The sequence below is a fragment of the Bilifractor sp. LCP21S3_A7 genome, assembly GCF_052118825.1.
In the GTDB taxonomy this organism is placed as follows: domain Bacteria; phylum Bacillota; class Clostridia; order Lachnospirales; family Lachnospiraceae; genus Bilifractor.
In genome coordinates this window covers 118122-137142 of sequence record NZ_JBQKGL010000007.1, presented here as the reverse complement: position 1 = coordinate 137142, position 19021 = coordinate 118122, and the positions used below count along the sequence as shown (strand labels likewise).

Here is a 19021-nt window from a genome sequence, read left to right as displayed (position 1 = left end):
CTGTCTGTCCGCTTCCATTTCGCGGCTGATCGCTTCCTATTCGCGGCTGACCGCTTCCATTTCGCGGCTCACTGTTTCTATATCCCGGAGGAAGAAAGCACGCAGTACTTCAGCGGCTTTCCTGTCCGGAAAACGAAATCTTCCAAGAGACTGCACCGGCATGATTCCCATCAGAGAATTGGTGATGAACATGCCGGTGAATTTTTTCAGATCTTCCGTCCGCACCACCTGTTCCCGGAATTCCAGACAGTCCCCTTCCTTCGGACCCAGCGTCCATTTTTTCCCCGGATCAAGCAGATAGCTCCGTATCGTTCCCTTCAAAAGCCCGCTTATTACCGGCGGAGTCACTACTTCATTTCCCCTCGTAAAAAAAACATTGCTTACGGATCCCTCGCAGATCTCGCCCTTTGTATTCAAAAAAACTGCTTCATCATATCCCATCTTCCGGATCTGCCGGTGTACCAGAATATTGTCCCCGCAATTCAATGTCTTATAGTAGGTGAATGGCGAGGTCTCATTTCGGAAAACCGGGCTGAAACGCAGCCGGAGTCCCTCCCGGAACTGCCGGTCCGTATAGGGATTCTCCCGGGTGCTGAACAGCAGATTCTCCTCCGTCACAGTAATTTTCAGCACCCCTCTTTCCCATATCCGCCCTTTCTCAAGTCCCGACAGATATTCGTGCAGCACCTCCGTCAGCCAGGCTTCCATCCCACTTTTTTCGCCGTTTCCGCACCATTCCCCGCTGCCACGTTCTTCCCCTCTTCCACGCTCTTCCTTCCATTTCAGATACGCTCTGTTTTCAATATGCAGGTCACGAAGTCCGCCTGCCAGCCTGCGGATATGCAGATCCTCCAGCATTGCCGTCCCATGGATTATTGCAATTGTCTCGAATAATCCCATTCCGAAGAAAAAGCCGTCATCCACCTTACATCTGATCTCTTCCATCTCACACCTCTGTTTCCGATTCTTTCTGTCTGAACTGTACCGCATTTCTCCCCGTCCAGAGCTCTTCCTGCTCTCCTGTTGCCGCGCAGACCGCCTCAGGCAGCGCCGCCTGCTATCTTATTCCCTTATTCTCTCATTCTTTTACTGTATAAGTCCAGTCGCAATGTTCTTGGCCCACGGGGAGCTTGCTCACCAGTGGGCAAGAACATTAGCGACGACAACAGGTATGAGCATGGAGCGGTGCAAAGCAACGTGGGAATGCTCATATGCGCGGGCAGTGAGCCACATCCGCTCACACAAAGTGTGAAGCGGTGGGGCGAACGCCGCGACAGACCGACGAAGTCGGTCACCTGTTAGCGGCACGGAAGCTGCGAAGCAGCGAAGTGACGCGGGGACTTATACAGTCTGTGACTCTGTTTACAGCATGTGGTTTACCGCACGAATCGCCTCGAGCAGTGCCGCCGCTTTCTGATTTGTCTCCTCATATTCGAATTCCGGATCCGAATCCACGGTAATTCCCCCGCCGACTCCGATGCTGCAGCAGCCATTTCGACAGACCGCCGTCCGGATCACGATATTAAAATCACAGTTCCCGTCCAATCCCAGATAGCCGATGACTCCTGTATACAGTCCCCTGCTGCTGTTCTCCTGTTCATCGATGATTTCCATCGCACGACGCTTCGGTGCGCCTGTGATTGACCCGCCCGGAAAAGCCGCATCGAGCAGATCCACCGCGCTGCAATCCGGTCTCAGCCTCCCCGTTACATCCGAGATAAGATGATGCACCGTTGCGAAGCTTTCGATGTAATACATGCGCGGCACCTTCACAGATCCCGGCACACACACCCGGTTCAGGTCATTCCGCTCCAGATCCACGATCATCAGCAGCTCACTTTTGTCCTTCTCCGACTCCGCAAGCTCCTCCCTCAGTCTCTGATCCTCCTCAGGCGTATCCCCTCTTTTCCGCGTTCCCTTGATCGGACTGGTCTCCACGGCTCCATCCCGAACCCGCAGGAAGCGCTCCGGGGAGGCGCACACAATCTCATACTCTCCGAAGGACAGGAATGCGCCGAACGGCGACGGATTATGCTTCCGCAGATACCGGAACATCTGATACGGATCCCCGATGTGTTCCGCTGTAATCCTGCGAGTCATATTCATGACGTAGATATCTCCTGCCCTCATATACTCGATCAGCCTACGGATTGTCTCTTCGTAATCCTCTTCTCCGTAATCAGAGGAAAAAATCACTTCTCCGGTGTCTTCTCCGGCATCCGTCCTTTCCGAATCACCGGTTATGACCGCTTTTTCCCTCTCCTCCATCCTGTCCGGCTCATTCCGCACAATCCGTTTGTCATTCGTAACGTTCTCCGCACAAACGCACGCTGTTTCCCCGACCCACATCCGGACTTTCTCCCGATAATCACCAATTCCGGCCAGATTTTCCCCGGTGCAGATCCAGATTCTGTTCTCCAGAAGATCTTCAACCAGATACAGATCATAAAAGACAAATCTCCCGTCGGGCAGACCTCCGTCAACGGAAAAATCATCGTTTTCATGCCGTCCCGGTATCTCCGCCCTTTTCCTTCCGTAATCATAACTTAACCAGCCAATGGCCCCTGTGGTCATGACCGGTCCGCCATCTCGCCGCTTCGAATCGGTTCCTCTCTCATCCTTCTTCCGCTCACTGCCGGATTCACAGCCTGCAAGCTTCCGCTCCCCGCCTCTTTCGCAGCCGGCTTCCTTTTGCTCACCACTTGTTCCGCAGCCGGCAGCCTTCCGCTCCCCGCCGATCCCGGATTCCCTGTTCTGTCTATCCCGGTTATTCTCGATATAATCCTTCAAAAAATCCAGCAGATCCCCCGGCCGCCTATCTCCATTCACAAAGAGCTCCCCTTCTCTTTCCTCCGCCTCAAGATAAGGATACAGGCCAAGGATCGAATATCTTCCGTCCGGTCCTTTCAGCGAGGAATCCAGAAATGCCCAGTCCGATCCGCTGATGCCATCTCTCCGGATGACATCAGCAAGCCGTTCCAGCGTCATCCCTTCTCCACACCACTCTTCCGTTATTATCCGTCTCATTGCATTCTCCCGTTCGCTTTCTCGTCTGTCATACGCCCTGCCGTATTATCTCTCAGCTTACATCGTCTATTCACGAATTCTGCCTTGCTTCTCTCCTCAACACAACGGTAGTTAATTTCTTCTCCTTTCATTCTTCCATTTCCCTCATCACTGCCGGCAAAGTTCCCGTCCGCTTTTATCCCCTGCTCGTCCTGCAGTCCCTGCATATTCGAAGAAAATTTTCCAGCAGCTCATGACCGTAGGCCGTCAGAACCGCCTCGGGGTGAAACTGAACACCGTAAACCGGGCAGTATTTGTGATGCATTGCCATAATTATTCCTTCCCCGTCCACCGCGTCAACCGCAAGCACTGGCGGGAGATTTTCTCCGGACACAATCAGTGAATGATAACGCGTCACCGCAAATTCATCCGGCAGACCCGAAAACAATCCCGTCCCGTTATTGTATGCAGGAAGAACCTTGCCATGCATCGGCGCTCTCCCGCGCCGGATCTCTGCTCCGTAAGTAAATCCAATGATCTGATGCCCCAGGCAGACTCCGAGTATCGGCACTCTGTCCTGAAATGTCCGGATCACCGCCACCGAAGGGTCCTCTTCGGAAGGAGATCCCGGTCCCGGCGAAATGACAATTCCCTCCAGATCCTTCATCCTCCCGATGCGATCCGGGGAAATCCGGTCTCTCCGGATCACCGTCACCGCCTCCCCGAGCTCCCGGAAATAACTTACCAGGTTGTATGTGTAGGAATCAAAGTTATCAATCATTGCAAGCATTTTTGTCCCCCTCAAATCCTGTGTGCTTCGCGAATGTTCTTGGCCCTCTGGTGAGCAGGCTCCCCGTGGGCCAAGAACATTGCCACTGGACTGGACCTGCCGTATAAGTCCCCGCGTCACTTCGCTGCTTCGCAGCTTTCGTGCCGCTAACAGGCATGAGCACTTTCGTGCCGCTTGCGCGTCACTTTGTGCTCATACCTGTTGTCGTCGCTAATGTTCTTGCCCACTGCTGAGCAGGCTCCCCGTGGGCCAAGAACATTGCCACTGGACTGGACCTGCCGTATAAGTCCCCGCGTCACTTCGCTGCTTCGCAGCTTTCGTGCCGCTAACAGGCATGAGCACTTTCGTGCCGCTTGCGCGTCACTTTGTGCTCATACCTGTTGTCGTCGCTAATGTTCTTGCCCACTGCTGAGCAAGCTCCCCGTGGGCCAAGAACATTGCGACTGGACTTATACACAAAAAAACCGGAGCAGAACGGGAGCGTCGTAATGACACTCCGCATTCTGTTCCGGCAGTATTCTTAAGCTGAGATAACGCCCAAGGCACACCAGTCAGTTTTTATAAAAATAGTACCATATCTTTACCATGCAGCCAAGGCCTTAGTTTTTACTTAGTCCCAGCCCAGCTTTTTTCTCTTCTCCTTCATATCCGCGACAATCTGCTCACCGAGCTTGACCGGATCCACATTTACCACCATGTGAGATCCGAGTGTTTCCTCGGTTCCCTGCTTCAGGAACTCAATTACATTCTTCGAACCGAAGATCTGCGCCTCAACACAATGGTAAGAGGAAATTCCCAGAAGACGGAAGGCCAGAGCCGCATCGATTCCCTTTTCATTGCTCCACTCAGGAGAAGTGAACGCATACGGCATATCCGGCAGTTTCTGGCCGAGCGCACCCGCAATGCCTGCCATGATGGCACTCGATCTCGTGTTGTCGATACACTCTCCCACATGCCACACCGGCGGAAGATCCGGCTCAAGGAAACCGCGGAGTTTTTCTCCCGCAAGCCTGTTTGCATCCTTCGCGCAGTAGCCGAGCTTCATCAGCGGATACGATGCACATCCGTTCGTGAGGATGATTACATTATTCTCAATCAGCACCTTCGCCACATCCGCGATGCACCGTTCATACGGCACCTTCGGGTTATTGCAGCCGACCATGTTGACGATTCCGAGAATCCGTCCGTCCTTCAGCGCCTCCGCGATCGGTCCGAAGCCTCCGAAACGGCGGCCCAGATATTCGGCGGAAAAACCGACTTCCGCGGTGACCTCATACGGCGGAATGTAGACCGGAATACCCTTCCTGTCCTCGAAACTCTCGATTCCGCGCAGGACGATCTTCCGCGCCAGCTCCTTCGCCTCACCGATGTTGGAATGATGACGGTCGAACTCCATTCTCTCGGCACCGGGCAGACGCGCGGAAGCACTCGTCGTCACAACCGTCGTGCGGTAACATTTTGCGACATCCATGATCGCCGGGAACACATCCTGAACATCTGCCACCCAGAGATCCAGCGCTCCGGTCATCAGGACCAGCTCCGCGGAAACCGCGTTGGACAGCGGAATAACGCCGTCATAGCGGTACATCGCGGAAAGTCCGCTGCAGCAGATTCCGTAGAAACGGATTCCCTTCGCACCCTTTTCCTTCGCAAGGTTAATCATTTCCTCTGTCTGGCCGCATTTCACAATTTCCTTTACCAGAAGCGGCAGATGACCGTGAACCGCAATGTTCACGTACCCTTTCTCCAGTGCTCCGATATTCACCTTCGAGGTCACACGGTCGCCGATACCGAACAGAGAATCGGTCGCGATCGACGCTCCCGCCACACCGGTGAAACAGAAGGCGAGTCCGCAGCGCAGGAAATGCTCCATCGTGCTTCTCCAGTCTCCGTCAGTTCCCACCGCCGTCTTGTGGTACGCTTCAAAAACCTCATGATAGGCGCTGATCGGCATGATATCCAGATCCTTCCAGAGCTTTACGCGCTCAGGCGGAGCACAGACCTCCGCTGTCTTGTATACGTGAGCCGGATCCGGGCTGGAAAGATCATCCAGCAGAGCCTTTGCCAGATCGTATGCGACATCCTTCACCTCACGGCCTTCTGTCGGAATCCCGAAGCCCTTCGCCGTGGTCAGAATCTTCTGCTCACCCAGGAGCGGCGTGTCCAGCTTGCCCTCTGCGGCCCACATCAGCTCAAGCATCAGCTCTCTCGCGTGCATGCCATGCTGCGCGGCTCCGGCCGCCGCCGCACGCAGAAGATTCCGCGCGACAATCAGATCGGCGTCCGCCCCGCAGACACCCTTCTTCGCCTTCTGTGTGATACGGCACGGTCCCATATTGCAGATCTTGCAGCAGATGCCGGCCATACCAAAATTACACTGCGGCTGCTGTTTATCGAACCGGTCGAAAGTTGTGTCAATACCCAGCTGCTCCGAGCGCAGAAGCATCTCACGGATTGCCGGGTCCGGTGTCTTGTCAATCTGATCCTGCTTGGACGGGAAGGTCTTGCGGTATGCGGTTACGGCATTCATATAGTCCCGGATAAACGCGTTCTCATCTTCCTCTGTGTCGACACATGCCGCGCCCTCCACAGAATGGTGCCCCATTCCCTCGTCTGCATGAATCTTCTCTTTTCCGTCATGCACAGATTCCGGATCTCTTCCTTCCTCTACTGCGCGGTACTCCGCGTCTATTTTTTCCGGATCATGCGCGGATGCTTTCTGAATCACGACCGGGATTCCATTTTCATCAAACCCAATCAGATTACGATGTGTGTGAATATGTTCGAGCATGCTTCTGATATCCTCCTCTTTTTTCCTCCTGCGGCATCATTGGCTGCCGCAATCTGCCTGTGCCGGCAGCTGCTATCTGTTCTTTTCCGGACAAAAACACAAAATACCTGAAAAAAACAATACCCAGCAAAATCCCGGCAATTATACATTCTACATCTGCCAGTACCAAAAATACAGACACAATATCATTTCCCCGTCCCGGCACAAATCCGGAAATTTTTTTCCCCCAGTCCCCCGCACGAAGCGCGTTCCATGTCAGCCGGGTTCCGATTGCGGTATTGATGAACGGAAACGTAAATCCCGAAAATGACGGATAAAATGTTCCCCCGATGTATCGGAATACCTGTACCACTCCGAGCACATAGAAGGCGCTGGAGAACAGAAAGATCACCAGAAATACAGCAGGATCCTTTGTCTCAAAGGACTGATGATATCCCACCAGGCACAGGCTGAACGGCGCCGCACAGATCGCCGTCAGAGGCGCAAGCGGCTTCTCCGCAGGGAGCTTACGATAACGGACCGCCATCAGGATCATCACTACCGACGTCGCTGCCAGACCGTAAACCGTCAGCACTCTGCCGAGCGCCTGCATCCCGAAAGCAGGGCTCGTCGCCGCAGCCGCCACAATGCCCACATAAACCAGAAACCAGGTCATGTATACGTTTTTCAGCTGAAAATAACGCACAAAGGACGCTGTAAACCACACGATCAGCACCGCGTGAAGCACCAGCGCCGCCCACCAGACTGACACACCAACCGGAACGCTGACACTCTTCAGACTGACTGCGAGGAACATCAGTCCCATGGAAAAAGTCCCCGCAGCGCCGGCTATGGCAGGATTCTTCATATCCCGGCGCAAATCGTCCGGATACAGAAGAGCCTTCAGAACCAGCAGCACCAGAAGCGCCACGGATACCAGCTCCATGAGAATCCACACAAGATTCGAATAGCTCTTCAGAAAATTCCCAAATGCCGCAAAACCCAGCATCACTCCTGCTATCGGAACCGGCACTCTCCTGATCATGCTCTTCATGCGTCCCTTCCTCCAGAAAAAATACGCCTGCCGCTCATTATGTTACGAAACCACAGCCGGAGCTTCTCCTGACGCCAGCCCACAGCCGCAGTTCCTCATAACACCACTTCACTGCCGCAGTTCCTCATAATACCGACTCTCAGCCACGTTTTTGCATTACATTTCTGTATTCATTATATTTCCTATCAACTAAATATGTTTTTGAATTATACAGGAACATTCCGGAAATGTCAACGAAAAAGAAATCTCATTCCTGCTGCCTTCGAAACGAGATAAAACACGCTGCGCGAGTTTTATCTCGCTATCGCGACGCTCGCCGCACACGAATACTTCGCATTCGGCTGCGGCTCACTATTCGCGTAAATCACGGCCAGTCTCTTACACACGCTTCGCGTGTAACGATCCTGTCTGCGTTTTTGATGAGCTGATGCGATACCTGGCCATATGTTCAGAATCCTCAAGCGAACAAGGAAGGCCGCCACGCAACAGTTTGCGCAGCGGCCTTCTTCTACATATCTGCCGTATCGTATTATATATTTTCAGCATTCTATATCTGCCATATTTTATATCTGCAGTATTCCATATCTGCCGTATCCCACTATCTGGTTCCCCAGACGTTTACAATCACACACCCGATGATAATCAGCACGATTCCAAAGACGCCGACACCGGTCAGCTTCTGCCGGAACAGCAGATAGCCGATGACATTTGTGGCGATCAGTCCCACTCCGCACCAGATTGCGTAGGCGACGCCCACGTTCATACGATCCATGACGTGAGAAAAGGTGTAGTAACACACACAATAACACGCGATACAGATAATTGACGGTAACGGCCGGGTAAAGTGATGCGTATACTTCAGGAGCGACGTTGCCGCCACCTCCGAAGCAATCAGTACTGTCAGCAGAAAAACAGTCATTTTGATTCCTCCTGCATGTTCACTTACACGGATGCTGTCTCATACTGTGACCGACCGGGAATTCCTGCGCTGCATCATCCACGGACATTCCGGCCTTCAGCGTCTCATACTGCCTGCGACCGTCCGAAAATTCCCGCACACGCGCCGTCTCAATGCCTCGACCGTGCCTTATGCCACGCTCTGTCTCGAATTACCTCCCGCAAGTGCCATCCCTCTGACCCTTATCATCGCCTTATTCACGGCCGGTATGAGAAGCAGCACAATGGTGAGGCCGCACTCCACGAAGATGTAGATCGCATTGTAGGCAAGGGAGTATCCGATCGCCGACATTCCGTATTCATTGCCATAGCTTCCAAAGAAAATGTAGCCTGAAAGAACCGCGAAGAAATACCTGCCGACCACTCCAAGCAGATAGCCCTTGATCAGTCCGTGCTTCGCCCCGGAAAACACACCGGACAGTCCGAGAGCCGTAAACGCAAACACATAATCCACCAGCATCTGCGGCAAAGAAATAATATAGGGATCGATGATCAGCTGGAGAAGACCGTAGGCAAGACCTGCAAACAGCCCTGTTCCAAGGCCGTACCAATATCCCACAAGCGATATCAGCAGCATGGAAAAGAAGGTTATGCTGCCGCCCATCGGCAGATGAAACAGCTTAATCATGGATGCGACCGTCGCAAGCGCGATTGCCATCGCCGAGAATACAAGCTTTCTTGTGCCGAGCACACCCTTCTGATCCGGTTTCCGGATCAGGCAGACCAGAAGCAATGCCAGGATGATCACGGCAATTACTGCAATGTAGCCGACCTGCGTCAGCTGGTATACTCCGTCACTTCCAAGAGTAGCAAATACAGACATAATATAATCCTCCTCACAGTTGTCTGCGGGAGGATTTCACTTTTCAAAGTTACGGAACTCTCAGAAACATTCATTTCTTTGATCACACAGCCTGCATTCAGACTCAGCTTCCCTACGCCGGCATTAACCGGATCAGGTCATCAGGGTCAGCCGCATGCACGGCACTCTCAGCTTCCGCTCCCCCAGCAGTTTTTCTTTGTATTTACAGTATAGCAGATAAAGCAAAACCGTCAATTCATTTTCCTGCTGATTCACCGGTCTCGCAGTCCTTGCTTTCATAATTGCCTTACGGTTCCGTCACATTCAGCAGCCTTACGTTGCCTGATGCTCTGGCATTCATTGTTCCCCTGCTGATTCAGTGACCCGCGAAGTGCTCCTTCGCGAATTCCATATCCTGCACCAGCTCCGCAGCCCCAAGATAATTGCCCTTCCGGTCTCTTACGGCAAGATAGTTCACCAGCATGGTTCTTCCGTTTTTCTCCATCCATACCGGTACACTGTCCCTGCTTCCGTCCCGGAAGCTGTCCAGAATACTGCGGACCATGGGCTCTACCTTTGGCGGATGGCAGGAAAAGACCTCCCGGTCAATGGCCATTCCCGCGCGCTTGAAGACCTTCGGTCCCTCATTGAAGTAGCGGTTGATGTTGTCCGCATCAATAAAACTGATCTCCATCGGTATGGTGTTCAGCAGTGCTGTAAGCTGCGGAACCGTCATATGTCCGCCCGGCATCACAACCTCGCCCTGGGAGAGACCAGGCTTTTCTGCCTTTTTCTCTGCGTCCAGAGCCTGCTCCGCTTCTTCCCAGTCCGTAAAGGACTGACCGAGGATCTCCGTATAATCTCCGGAGTCCCGGTACACCGAATACCAGTCATCCGCCGTGAAATTCACCGCGCAGATCGGAAAGAGAATATTTTTTTCTTTGTAAATCATTTCCTCCGCCCGGTCAAGCACCGCCGACAGCCGGCCGTACCAGTCGTCGTCGTGATCTTCATCCTTTGACAGCGCACTGATCTCGTCGCGGATCTCATCATCCACGGTCCACATGACATCTGACGGGCCGGAGATATCATAACGCACCTTCAGATGCGGATAGAGCAGATCTCCTTTCTTCGCGTAGTGAACTGCAATCTCGCGAAGCTGTGACATAAGCCTGTCGTCCGCATTCTTTCCGGCGACAGCCTCACGCGCACGGAGAAGAAGCGCCTCGATTGCCTGATTCTCCCTCTCAAAGAGATTCAGCGGATGGCCCGGAACCGACGCGAGCGAAGCCGCCAGCTCTTTGCGGTCGCCCGGATCCGCAGCTGCCGTTGAGGTCATCTCCGCTATACGAGAGAAGTCTGCTGTCCTCTGCTCAGCGACAGAAGCACCGGCTCTCTTCTTCTCTACAGCAGAGGAACCTCCTGTCGCCCCTGCTGCAACAGAGGAATCTCCGGCCTTCCCTGCTGCAACAGAGGAGTCTCCGGTCTTCTTCATAAGAGAATCCTCTACCGCCTTCTCCGCATTGGCGATCTTCTCTTCTCTTGTCGCACCGTGGAAAAGCGCGGAATGTACATCGCAGAGCTTCTGCACCTCCTCAAGAGGAGTCCCGGATTTCAGAAGATCCTGCTCCGCTCTCATGATTTCGGAGGCATCAACATCACGGAAATTTTTCACAAAATCGGCTCTTACCGCTTCAAGGTCCTCACCGCTGCCGAGTCTTCTCAGGTAGCTCTTGAGAAGTTCGTTGCGCTCCTCAGTCATGCCGCCTTCTGTCTGCGTCGCCTCCCGGCTCACACTGCCGCCATCTGCCTGTACCGCCGCCCGGCTCACGCTGTCACCGGCTGCCTGCGCCGCCTCCCGGCTCACACTGTCACCGGCTGCCTGTGCGTCCCTTGCTTCCTCCCAGGGCATTTTCAGCTCCGGCATTTCTCCCTCGATTTCAAAGCCGTGCGTCATGAGTGCCATGACCACATCCATCATCGAGATATTTTTCATCTTCGCGCCCTTCGGAATCGTCATGACTCTTCCGACAGAACCGAGCATTCCCTTTTTCGTGATCTCCCGGAATCCGACGCCGGAAAGGATGTCTCTCAGCTCCGGGTACTCCTGCACCAGTTCATACACAGATTTGTTAAAGTCAATCTTCTTTGCCATATCTCTGCTTACTCCAATACTCATATATATGTACAAGTTCAGACTCAGTTGTCAGTAAACGTCGGTCAGTCAAGTGTCAGCAGCAATGCCATCTTGAACTTTTCCGAGGCCTTCACAAAATGACGTCCTCCCTTAGCAAAATGAAAGTTCTCGCCGGCTTTGATTTTGTGCTCTTTTCCCTCATATCCGATGATTCCCTCTCCGTCCAGCGCAAAAACAATCGCTTCTCCCGGAGCCGCGTGCTCGGAAAGACCCGTTCCCTTATCAAACGACATCACTACAAATTTCATTTTATCGTTGTGGACAACATCCATATTCACAATTCTGCCCGCCTGATAAGGAACCACCTCTGCCAGCTGAAATACCTCACCCGCCTTAATTGTATTGTTCATAATATCCTCCTTCTGAATTAAAATCTCCGTGTAAACCACGCCCTTCTGCGTGCGCATTCCCATCGGGGTATCTGTCAGAGTCACGATAGCCCCGCCGGCATTCAGTTCCCTGATAAATCCGTCTCTTCCATATACTTCCATGCTTCCATCCGCCACCAGAATCAGCTTATAGCTGGAATAAATTTCAGCACTGATATCTGTGCCGGCAGCCAATGAAAAGTACGTGATGGAATTGGTACCGCTGTACACTTCCCTTGAGATGGTGCATCCCGGAACCGGATTGTTATCTTTTGCAATAGAAAAAACGTCTCCAACTTTTTCTTTCATTTTCTTCACCGCCCTTTCCGATACAACACGAGCATACACAAAGGAATCAAAAAAATCCGTATCCCAGGATACGGATCAAACATTTTTCTCTTTACCAAAACAAATGTTTCGAAACATATTTATCAAAAAAGAGATAAAACACGCTGCGCGAGTTTTATCTCGCTATTGCGACGCTCGCGTAAATAAATGCCGACTTATATCCCTGTTGCTTTAGCTACGGGGATATAAGACGGCAATTATTTTTCTGAAAGGTATCAGATACCTATGCTATTAAAACCGGATTTATCTTCACAGATTCCTCAGACAGGTCTGCAGCATACTTCCAACCGTATCCGCGAAAAGATCAAGCTTCCGGATCCTCGCGAAATGCCTGCCGTAGATACGCTGCACTGCCGGAAGGCTTTTTTCATCGCCGGTAAAAACGCACAGAACGGTAATGCCCTGCATCCTTGCCCGATGCACCTCCGCGGCGGTATCCTCCACGCCGGTTGTGCCAGCATAATCCTTATATGAACCGGACGAAGTCCGCACCTTAATGGCGTCGTTCGGCTTCCCGTCAGACAGGACAATCAGCAGCCGGTGATCGGCATCATTTTTTTCGATCATTCCCGCGGCAAGGCGGATCGCCAGACCGTCCCGGTTGGCCCCCGTCGTAAAATACCGGAAGATGTTACGGTTCTTCTTCACTTCATGGTAATCACGGAACAGGTTTACAACGGTATATCCATTCATCGAGCAAAACGAATACACTCTGACCGGGATTCCGCATCGCGTAAGACTCTCCGCGATCATATAGCCCTGCGCCGCGACAACCGGCTGCCGGTGTACCTGCGAGGTAGACGCGTCCAGCAGGAGATCGACCGAAAGATTGCCGCTGTCCCCGGGAAGTACCTTCCGGAAGATACGGTCGTCATCCAGCTCAAGCCCGCGCCAGATCAAAGACGCATCGAGCCTCCCCGAATTCGACTTCACCACCTGATTGTCCATGTGCATCAGCATGGAATTCCGGATCCGATTCGTCAGGCGGAGAATTTCCATGCGGTATTTCGCGACATTCTCCTGAAATGCCTCCTCATTTTCCTTCGCCTGCTCCACCGCCTGCTTCCGCATTTTTCCCGCAAAACCGCTCTTCAGCATCTCATCGTCATACGCGCCGTCCGTGAAATGAAGATGAACATCCGTATGATTTCCCGTGCAGTACTCCTTCTCCAGCCGGCGCACGATCTTCTGATCATAGAGAGGTTTCCCGAAATAATTTGTGATATACTCCTTTAAACCCTCGTCGGTCTGTGCAGAATACTTCGCAAAAGCGACGCTCAGACGGCTCTGGTCCAGAACCTCGCTCCCGTATTCCGACAGATGCTCGCCGTATCCGAAGGCGAGCCGGCGGATCGGTCCCATATTCCCGGCCTCTCTCCTCTGTTTTCTCCTCAGGAAAAACAAAGAAAACGGATTTACACTGCTCTTCGGTACCGGCTTCGTCGATCCCGGCCGCCGGTATGTAAAGTACGTCTCCAGAGTGTCGGCAATCCTGTCGATCACCTGATCCGTATCCAGGTCCCCGCTCACCTCGATGTCATTCAGAAGCTTCACATCTACGACATCCGGAAGTCCCTCGTTCTCGCCCAGGACTCTCCGGAAGTGCCCGTGCATCACAGCCAGTACTCTCTGCCCCGCAGAGTCCTCCAGCGCGAAGCTTCCCTCCAGCGATTTCAGCTGACGCTTCGCGTACTCCCGTCTCAGATAAGGAAAAACAGGCCTCACATCCTTTTCCTTCTCGAAGGTACAATTCTCCATCGCGATCCAGAAAAGGCTCTCATAAGCCGTCTGGTCAATCTTCTCGTGAAAGGTGTTGTAGAATCTCTCCAGCTTCTCCCAGTCATAGTGCTTATGTACCGCGCCGACGATACTGTTCCAGTACAGATCGGCGTGCCCCTCGCTGTCGAAGACACGGAATCCGGGCTCAATACTATAATTCTCCGCTCCGTTCCAGATCAGATTCGCGGCGCGTTTCTTTTCAAATTCCGAGATTTCCATACCCTTTCCTCATATAATCTGACAGACGGAGCAAGCCGCCTGCAGATCTCTTCCCGTCAAATTCCAACACAAGCTGCCTGAAGATCCGTTCCCGTCAGATTCCGACACACGCGGAACATAATTTCCTGTCCGCACCGATGATCTGCGACCTGACCTGTCAGCGTCACGGAAGATGCGAAGCAGCTTTCATGACGCTGGGACTTATACCGTATGTGGCACGATGTACCGTATGGTCGTTACTGTCTAAGTCAACGTGCTGCCCGCTGCGCAGGCAGCTGTACTCAGTCGCAAAAGATTTTATCTCTCCCGAGATCTCCCGGGAAACGCACGGTAATCATATCCCTGACGAGCTGCCGCTCATAGTCATCGAAGCATTTGTTGACGATGCCCAGCTCGATGGCGTCGATAACGCCAAGACCGTGACGGATCAGATTGATCGATGCCATCAGCCCTCGCAGATCCAGCGCCTTTGTGGAAATCTCGCCTCCCTCACACTTTCTGCGAATGTCATGGAACAGCTGCGAGAACTGCTCCGCGTACTCCTCCCGGATATCCGGGTACTTGTCGCGAATCAATTTTTTCAGATTCTCCTCACTGATGACAGGCATCTGAATGATCAGGAACCGCGAGGCGAGTGCCTCATTGACCTCACGGGTTCCGGCGTACCCGTAGTTCATGGTCCCGATAAACCGCGAAGCCTCATTCAGGCAGATGCGGTCGTATCCCGGAACATCGATGACCCGGCGGAAATCCAGAACGGCGTGAAGAACAGCCAGCGATTCATTTTTCGCCATATTGATCTCATCAAGAACGCCGAAACCGCCCTCCTCTGCCACCCGCAGAATCGGTCCCTTCCGCAGGCGAACCGCGCCGTTCTCAAACGTATCCGTTCCGATCAGAGAAGCGGCGTCTGTATTGATATAAAGAGAAATATCCCACTCCGGTCTCCCGAAAACCGCGGCCAGATCCTGCGCCAGAACGTTTTTTCCGGTAGCCTTCGGACCGGACAGGAGCAGATGCTCGCCGACCAGCAGCGCGGACAATGCCTTTTCCCACACATCCGCTCCGTAGTAATGGTACATCGGATCCGGTATCCTCCGTTCCATTCCCGGATTCAGCTTATAGTAAGAACGGAAGGATTCGACCTCCGAAAGTATCCGGTCCGAAATCCCCTCCTTTTTCAAAAAACTGATCATTTCCGTATCACCCATCTGATTGATGCTCCTTCTTTTTTCCTATTCCAGCTCACTCTCCACGCGCAGCTTACAAGATACATGAAAATCCACAGCCGCCGCGTGAATACCACCGCATAAATACACCACCTAATAAATACACCAACGGATGACTGCCGCCGCGTGAATCCCTCAGAATAAATACACCGCCGCATGAATGCCGCTGCGATAATTATATCAAAAAGGAGACAGCCCGCACAGATGGCTGATGGCTGTCCCCCTCCTGTCATATTCAGTTGTCACGCACAGCAGCTTGCAGATTCGCCCATTCCGTCCATCCGGAACAGCCCGTATTCCAGTTTATGCTGCTGCTCTCTTGCCAGCTTTCTTTTTGCCATTCATTAGAATAACAACAAGATAAACAATTGTAAATGCCGCCGCAACTCCGTATGCCGCCGGCCACGGAAGATGGAAGCCGATCTTTGCGTTCAGAATGAACGAGGATGTAACGAATGCATAGAACGCCGCCGGAATCAGAGGCATCCACACGAACTTTGCTTTTTTGTTGACACACATCCACGCGCCGATGCCGGCAAGTGCAAACAGAGATATCATCTGGTTGGACCATGCGAAATATCTCCAAAGAATGTTGAAGCCGTTCGCATCGAACTTTGCCCATACAAGGATGACTGCAACCAGAGCAAATACCGGAATTGCCAGTCCGATACGCTTTGCGTTGCTGTCCTGTTTCAGATGGAAGGTATCGGAAAGAGTCAGACGCAGGGCACGCAGAGCGGTATCGCCGGAAGTGATCGGAAGTACAATAACTCCGATCAGAGCGATGATTCCACCTACCGGACCAAGAGCGTTCTTGCAGAGCACACCTACCACTGAGGTCGCGCTGATCTTTGTAAGCTCGCCGTTGACCATTCCGAAGAATGACCAAACGCCGTCAACCTGCTGCATGGTAACGCCGCCGTTTGCCGCGCCAAGGTTGATCATAGCCATTGCGCCGGCTGCCCAGCACATCGCGATGAATCCCTCTACAACCATCATGTTGTAGAAGGTCATGCGGCCTTCCTTCTCGCTCTCAATGGTACGGGAGATCAATGCGGTCTGTGTCGAATGGAATCCGGACAGAATACCGCAGGCAACCGTAACGAAGAAGATCGGGATGAAATGACCGGCACTGAAGTAAGAAGCATAATCAAATCCCGCGCCGTTCACCGCTGTATTCCAGCTGCCCCACAGCTCTGTCAGCGGATAGCTTCTCGCGAAAATCGCAATGAAGATACCAACTGCAGAAAATACCAGAATCATACCGAAAATCGGGTAAATCCGTCCGATAATTTTATCGATCGGGAATACCGTGGCAATCAGATAGTAAACAAAGATTATCGCATACACAATCCAGGTTGTCGGATCGGTCGGAGCGCCGCTCCATCCGAAAATCTGTGTTGTGGCGATGTCGCCCGGCGTGTAGATGAATACCGCGCCGACCAGAAGCAGCAGCAGGCAGATGAATACATCATACAGCCAGAACACAGCCTTATTTGTGTAGTTCTTCACAAAATCCGGCATCTGGGTACCGCCGTCACGGGTGCAGATCATACCGGAAAAATAATCGTGCATCGAACCGCCGATGACGTTTCCGATCGGGATCGCCAGGAAGGCAATCGGTCCGAACAAAATACCCTGAATCGGTCCCAGAATCGGGCCGGTTCCGGCGATATTCAGAAGGTTAATTAAAGAATTTCTCCAGGTCTTCATTGGAACGTAATCTACACCGTCCTGTTTTGCGTAAGCCGGTGTCTCACGGTCATCCGGACCGAAGACTGTCTCGCAAAGCTTTCCGTAGAGCGCACCGCCTACGAAAAGGATTACGAGACCAATGATAAATGTGATCATAGCGTATCTCCTTTTCCTCCCACGGTCCGCTGATCCTTAACGCCGTGGGATATATAATTATTTTTTATTATACCTGTTTTCACCAAAAAATAATCATTTTTTTATAGTTTTTTTATTTTCGCTAATTTTTTTGCCTGAAACCGGTTATTTCTGATGTTTTTTTGGCCATCCTGTCAGGATCCATATAAAGTCCGAAAATTTTATGGATCTTGTTTCTCTATTATAAAATTTTTTATCTTGAAAGCTTTTTCTCTGCAATAATTTGCATACAATCAGCCCCGAAAACGATTAATTACACACAATCGTCCCCGGGGCTGCACAATGCAAACATCCTTATATTTACCTATATCGCCGTACCACACCGGAAATCCCGCCGGTCAAAAAATCATCGAAAAACCACCGGCCGAAATCACCGTACTCTCACCGATAATTGCTGACAAGGAAAAGAGGCTTGATCTGCACGACCTCTTCATAGTCCTGTCTGTCCAGCTGTACGGTGTGATCCATCTGCTTCAGGTCCTCCTTCAGAACCGCCAGAGCGCCGTCCAGATCAGCAGCCCGCTCCTCCTTCAGGATGCGGATCATCCGGTCACAGACAGCCGGATGGCAATAGCAGGCAGGAAGCGGAAAACCCGGATAGCTGTTGATGTGATGCTGCATATGGTCAAGTGCCTTTTCCCACGCCCGTTCCGCCGATCTCCGGTTCCTGCCCGGCGTGGGAAGGATTCTGCTGTTCACCATCATCAGAACCGCTGCCGCGCCGATCAGAATCAGCATGATTGCGGTCATTTTCGGGAGCCCGGCACGAAGACCGGCCAGGGAACCGACAATGCAGCAGATGCCCGCGGCAAGGATCACCGCAGCCAGGGCCTGCCAGCCCGGACGGATCAGATCACAGCTTCTCTTGATCCTGGCTCTTGCGATCAGCTCCTTGTAAAGCGCCGGTCTCTTATTCAGAATTTCCTTCGCGTTTTCCAGCTTCCGCGCCGCGCGTGCCGCTTCTCCCTCCAGAACGACCGAATCCAGCCTCCGACGTTTCTCCTCCTTTTCCCTATCTGCCGCCTCACTTCCGGGCTTTTTCAGAGAAATCTCCGGGTGGGTTCGTTCCAGCTCCGTGAGCATCTCATCGGCTTCATTCAGGTACCGGAAACTGCACTGCTTCTCCTTTCCATCATCGTAACGGACTACGAGATACAGAATCGGCGTGAGAAACGCCTTCCCACTGCCCTTGCTGACCGCCACCCTTTTGAACACATGGGTCACCTGAGAATACGGCACATAAAACCTTCTCGGAGTCAGCCATCCTCCGACGTAAATCGCCTTCTCTCCCAGACCGCACTGATCAAACCTCCTGCTCTTCCTGCGGTCCGCCCGGATTTCCTCCGGATCAATTGTTACTGTGCTCAGTGGCTTTGGTCCACGCATTTTCTATCCCTCTCATCCTCCATCACCCAAACCGCACAAAACATTCCCGATGTTTCATTACATACGGCGGTAACAGACTTGCTTCTTCTCACATCACCTGATCCGCTCAACGCAGACGGTCTGTATCTGATAAAATTTTTATATTTTATCAGGCGGTCTGTATCTGATATAGCTTTTGTATTTTGAAAATTGCAGCCCAAACCGGATTCTCACGGAACGATCTGCA

General features: G+C 52.4%; 13 protein-coding genes and 1 riboswitch. All 13 genes read right to left on the bottom strand.

The window, feature by feature from the left end; all coding sequences use genetic code 11:
- Window positions 1–36: 36 nt before the first annotated feature.
- The 13 genes from ACTQ1O_RS08225 to ACTQ1O_RS08165 all read right to left on the bottom strand — a co-directional run bounded on the left by ACTQ1O_RS08225 (window position 37) and on the right by ACTQ1O_RS08165 (window position 18795).
- Window positions 37–945: an aminotransferase class IV gene (locus ACTQ1O_RS08225; RefSeq protein ID WP_441486863.1), complete on the bottom strand. Its 909-nt coding sequence runs from the start codon at window positions 943–945 to the stop codon at window positions 37–39.
- A 417-nt stretch (window positions 946–1362) separates the two neighbouring features.
- Window positions 1363–3027 carry an aminodeoxychorismate synthase component I gene (pabB, locus tag ACTQ1O_RS08220; protein ID WP_441486862.1) on the bottom strand — a complete coding sequence of 555 codons (1665 nt, stop codon included), beginning with the start codon at window positions 3025–3027 and terminating at the stop codon, window positions 1363–1365.
- Window positions 3028–3202: 175 nt separating this feature from the next.
- The gene (locus ACTQ1O_RS08215) at window positions 3203–3796 is read right to left on the bottom strand and encodes an anthranilate synthase component II (protein ID WP_441486861.1); all 594 of its coding nucleotides are present in this window, start codon (window positions 3794–3796) and stop codon (window positions 3203–3205) included.
- 610 nt (window positions 3797–4406) lie between these two features.
- Window positions 4407–6587: an anaerobic carbon-monoxide dehydrogenase catalytic subunit gene (gene cooS, locus ACTQ1O_RS08210; RefSeq protein ID WP_441486860.1), complete on the bottom strand. Its 2181-nt coding sequence runs from the start codon at window positions 6585–6587 to the stop codon at window positions 4407–4409.
- A complete protein-coding gene (locus tag ACTQ1O_RS08205; protein ID WP_441486859.1) occupies window positions 6559–7620 on the bottom strand; it encodes a TDT family transporter in 1062 nt (353 codons plus the stop codon). The genes cooS and ACTQ1O_RS08205 overlap by 29 nt, the downstream gene beginning before the upstream one ends.
- A gap of 598 nt (window positions 7621–8218) precedes the next feature.
- Window positions 8219–8539 (bottom strand): DMT family transporter, encoded by a 321-nt coding sequence (locus ACTQ1O_RS08200; protein ID WP_441099433.1) that lies wholly within the window; start codon window positions 8537–8539, stop codon window positions 8219–8221.
- Window positions 8540–8707: 168 nt separating this feature from the next.
- Window positions 8708–9400: an energy-coupled thiamine transporter ThiT gene (locus ACTQ1O_RS08195; protein ID WP_441486858.1), complete on the bottom strand. Its 693-nt coding sequence runs from the start codon at window positions 9398–9400 to the stop codon at window positions 8708–8710.
- Between the two features lie 92 nt (window positions 9401–9492).
- Window positions 9493–9594: riboswitch (TPP riboswitch) on the bottom strand.
- A 161-nt stretch (window positions 9595–9755) separates the two neighbouring features.
- Window positions 9756–11534: a DUF438 domain-containing protein gene (locus ACTQ1O_RS08190; protein WP_441486857.1), complete on the bottom strand. Its 1779-nt coding sequence runs from the start codon at window positions 11532–11534 to the stop codon at window positions 9756–9758.
- Window positions 11535–11599: 65 nt separating this feature from the next.
- Window positions 11600–12253 (bottom strand): cupin domain-containing protein, encoded by a 654-nt coding sequence (locus tag ACTQ1O_RS08185; protein WP_441486856.1) that lies wholly within the window; start codon window positions 12251–12253, stop codon window positions 11600–11602.
- 288 nt (window positions 12254–12541) lie between these two features.
- Window positions 12542–14290 (bottom strand): hypothetical protein, encoded by a 1749-nt coding sequence (locus tag ACTQ1O_RS08180; protein ID WP_441486855.1) that lies wholly within the window; start codon window positions 14288–14290, stop codon window positions 12542–12544.
- A 281-nt stretch (window positions 14291–14571) separates the two neighbouring features.
- Window positions 14572–15501: an AAA family ATPase gene (locus ACTQ1O_RS08175; RefSeq protein ID WP_441486854.1), complete on the bottom strand. Its 930-nt coding sequence runs from the start codon at window positions 15499–15501 to the stop codon at window positions 14572–14574.
- A 321-nt stretch (window positions 15502–15822) separates the two neighbouring features.
- Complete coding sequence (locus ACTQ1O_RS08170; protein WP_441486853.1) at window positions 15823–17370, bottom strand: carbon starvation CstA family protein; 1548 nt, start codon at window positions 17368–17370, stop codon at window positions 15823–15825.
- Between the two features lie 420 nt (window positions 17371–17790).
- Complete coding sequence (locus ACTQ1O_RS08165; RefSeq protein ID WP_441486852.1) at window positions 17791–18795, bottom strand: hypothetical protein; 1005 nt, start codon at window positions 18793–18795, stop codon at window positions 17791–17793.
- Between the last annotated feature and the right edge of the window lie 226 nt (window positions 18796–19021).

Excerpts from the sequence above, each read along its gene's own strand:
- ACTQ1O_RS08225 (WP_441486863.1), bottom strand. The coding sequence starts at position 945 with ATGGAAGAGATCAGATGTAAGGTGGATGACGGCTTTTTCTTCGGAATG.
- pabB (WP_441486862.1), bottom strand. The coding sequence starts at position 3,027 with ATGAGACGGATAATAACGGAAGAGTGGTGTGGAGAAGGGATGACGCTG.
- ACTQ1O_RS08215 (WP_441486861.1), bottom strand. The coding sequence starts at position 3,796 with ATGCTTGCAATGATTGATAACTTTGATTCCTACACATACAACCTGGTA.
- cooS (WP_441486860.1), bottom strand. The coding sequence starts at position 6,587 with ATGCTCGAACATATTCACACACATCGTAATCTGATTGGGTTTGATGAA.
- ACTQ1O_RS08205 (WP_441486859.1), bottom strand. The coding sequence starts at position 7,620 with ATGAAGAGCATGATCAGGAGAGTGCCGGTTCCGATAGCAGGAGTGATG.
- ACTQ1O_RS08200 (WP_441099433.1), bottom strand. The coding sequence starts at position 8,539 with ATGACTGTTTTTCTGCTGACAGTACTGATTGCTTCGGAGGTGGCGGCA.
- ACTQ1O_RS08195 (WP_441486858.1), bottom strand. The coding sequence starts at position 9,400 with ATGTCTGTATTTGCTACTCTTGGAAGTGACGGAGTATACCAGCTGACG.
- ACTQ1O_RS08190 (WP_441486857.1), bottom strand. The coding sequence starts at position 11,534 with ATGGCAAAGAAGATTGACTTTAACAAATCTGTGTATGAACTGGTGCAG.
- ACTQ1O_RS08185 (WP_441486856.1), bottom strand. The coding sequence starts at position 12,253 with ATGAAAGAAAAAGTTGGAGACGTTTTTTCTATTGCAAAAGATAACAAT.
- ACTQ1O_RS08180 (WP_441486855.1), bottom strand. The coding sequence starts at position 14,290 with ATGGAAATCTCGGAATTTGAAAAGAAACGCGCCGCGAATCTGATCTGG.
- ACTQ1O_RS08175 (WP_441486854.1), bottom strand. The coding sequence starts at position 15,501 with ATGGGTGATACGGAAATGATCAGTTTTTTGAAAAAGGAGGGGATTTCG.
- ACTQ1O_RS08170 (WP_441486853.1), bottom strand. The coding sequence starts at position 17,370 with ATGATCACATTTATCATTGGTCTCGTAATCCTTTTCGTAGGCGGTGCG.
- ACTQ1O_RS08165 (WP_441486852.1), bottom strand. The coding sequence starts at position 18,795 with ATGCGTGGACCAAAGCCACTGAGCACAGTAACAATTGATCCGGAGGAA.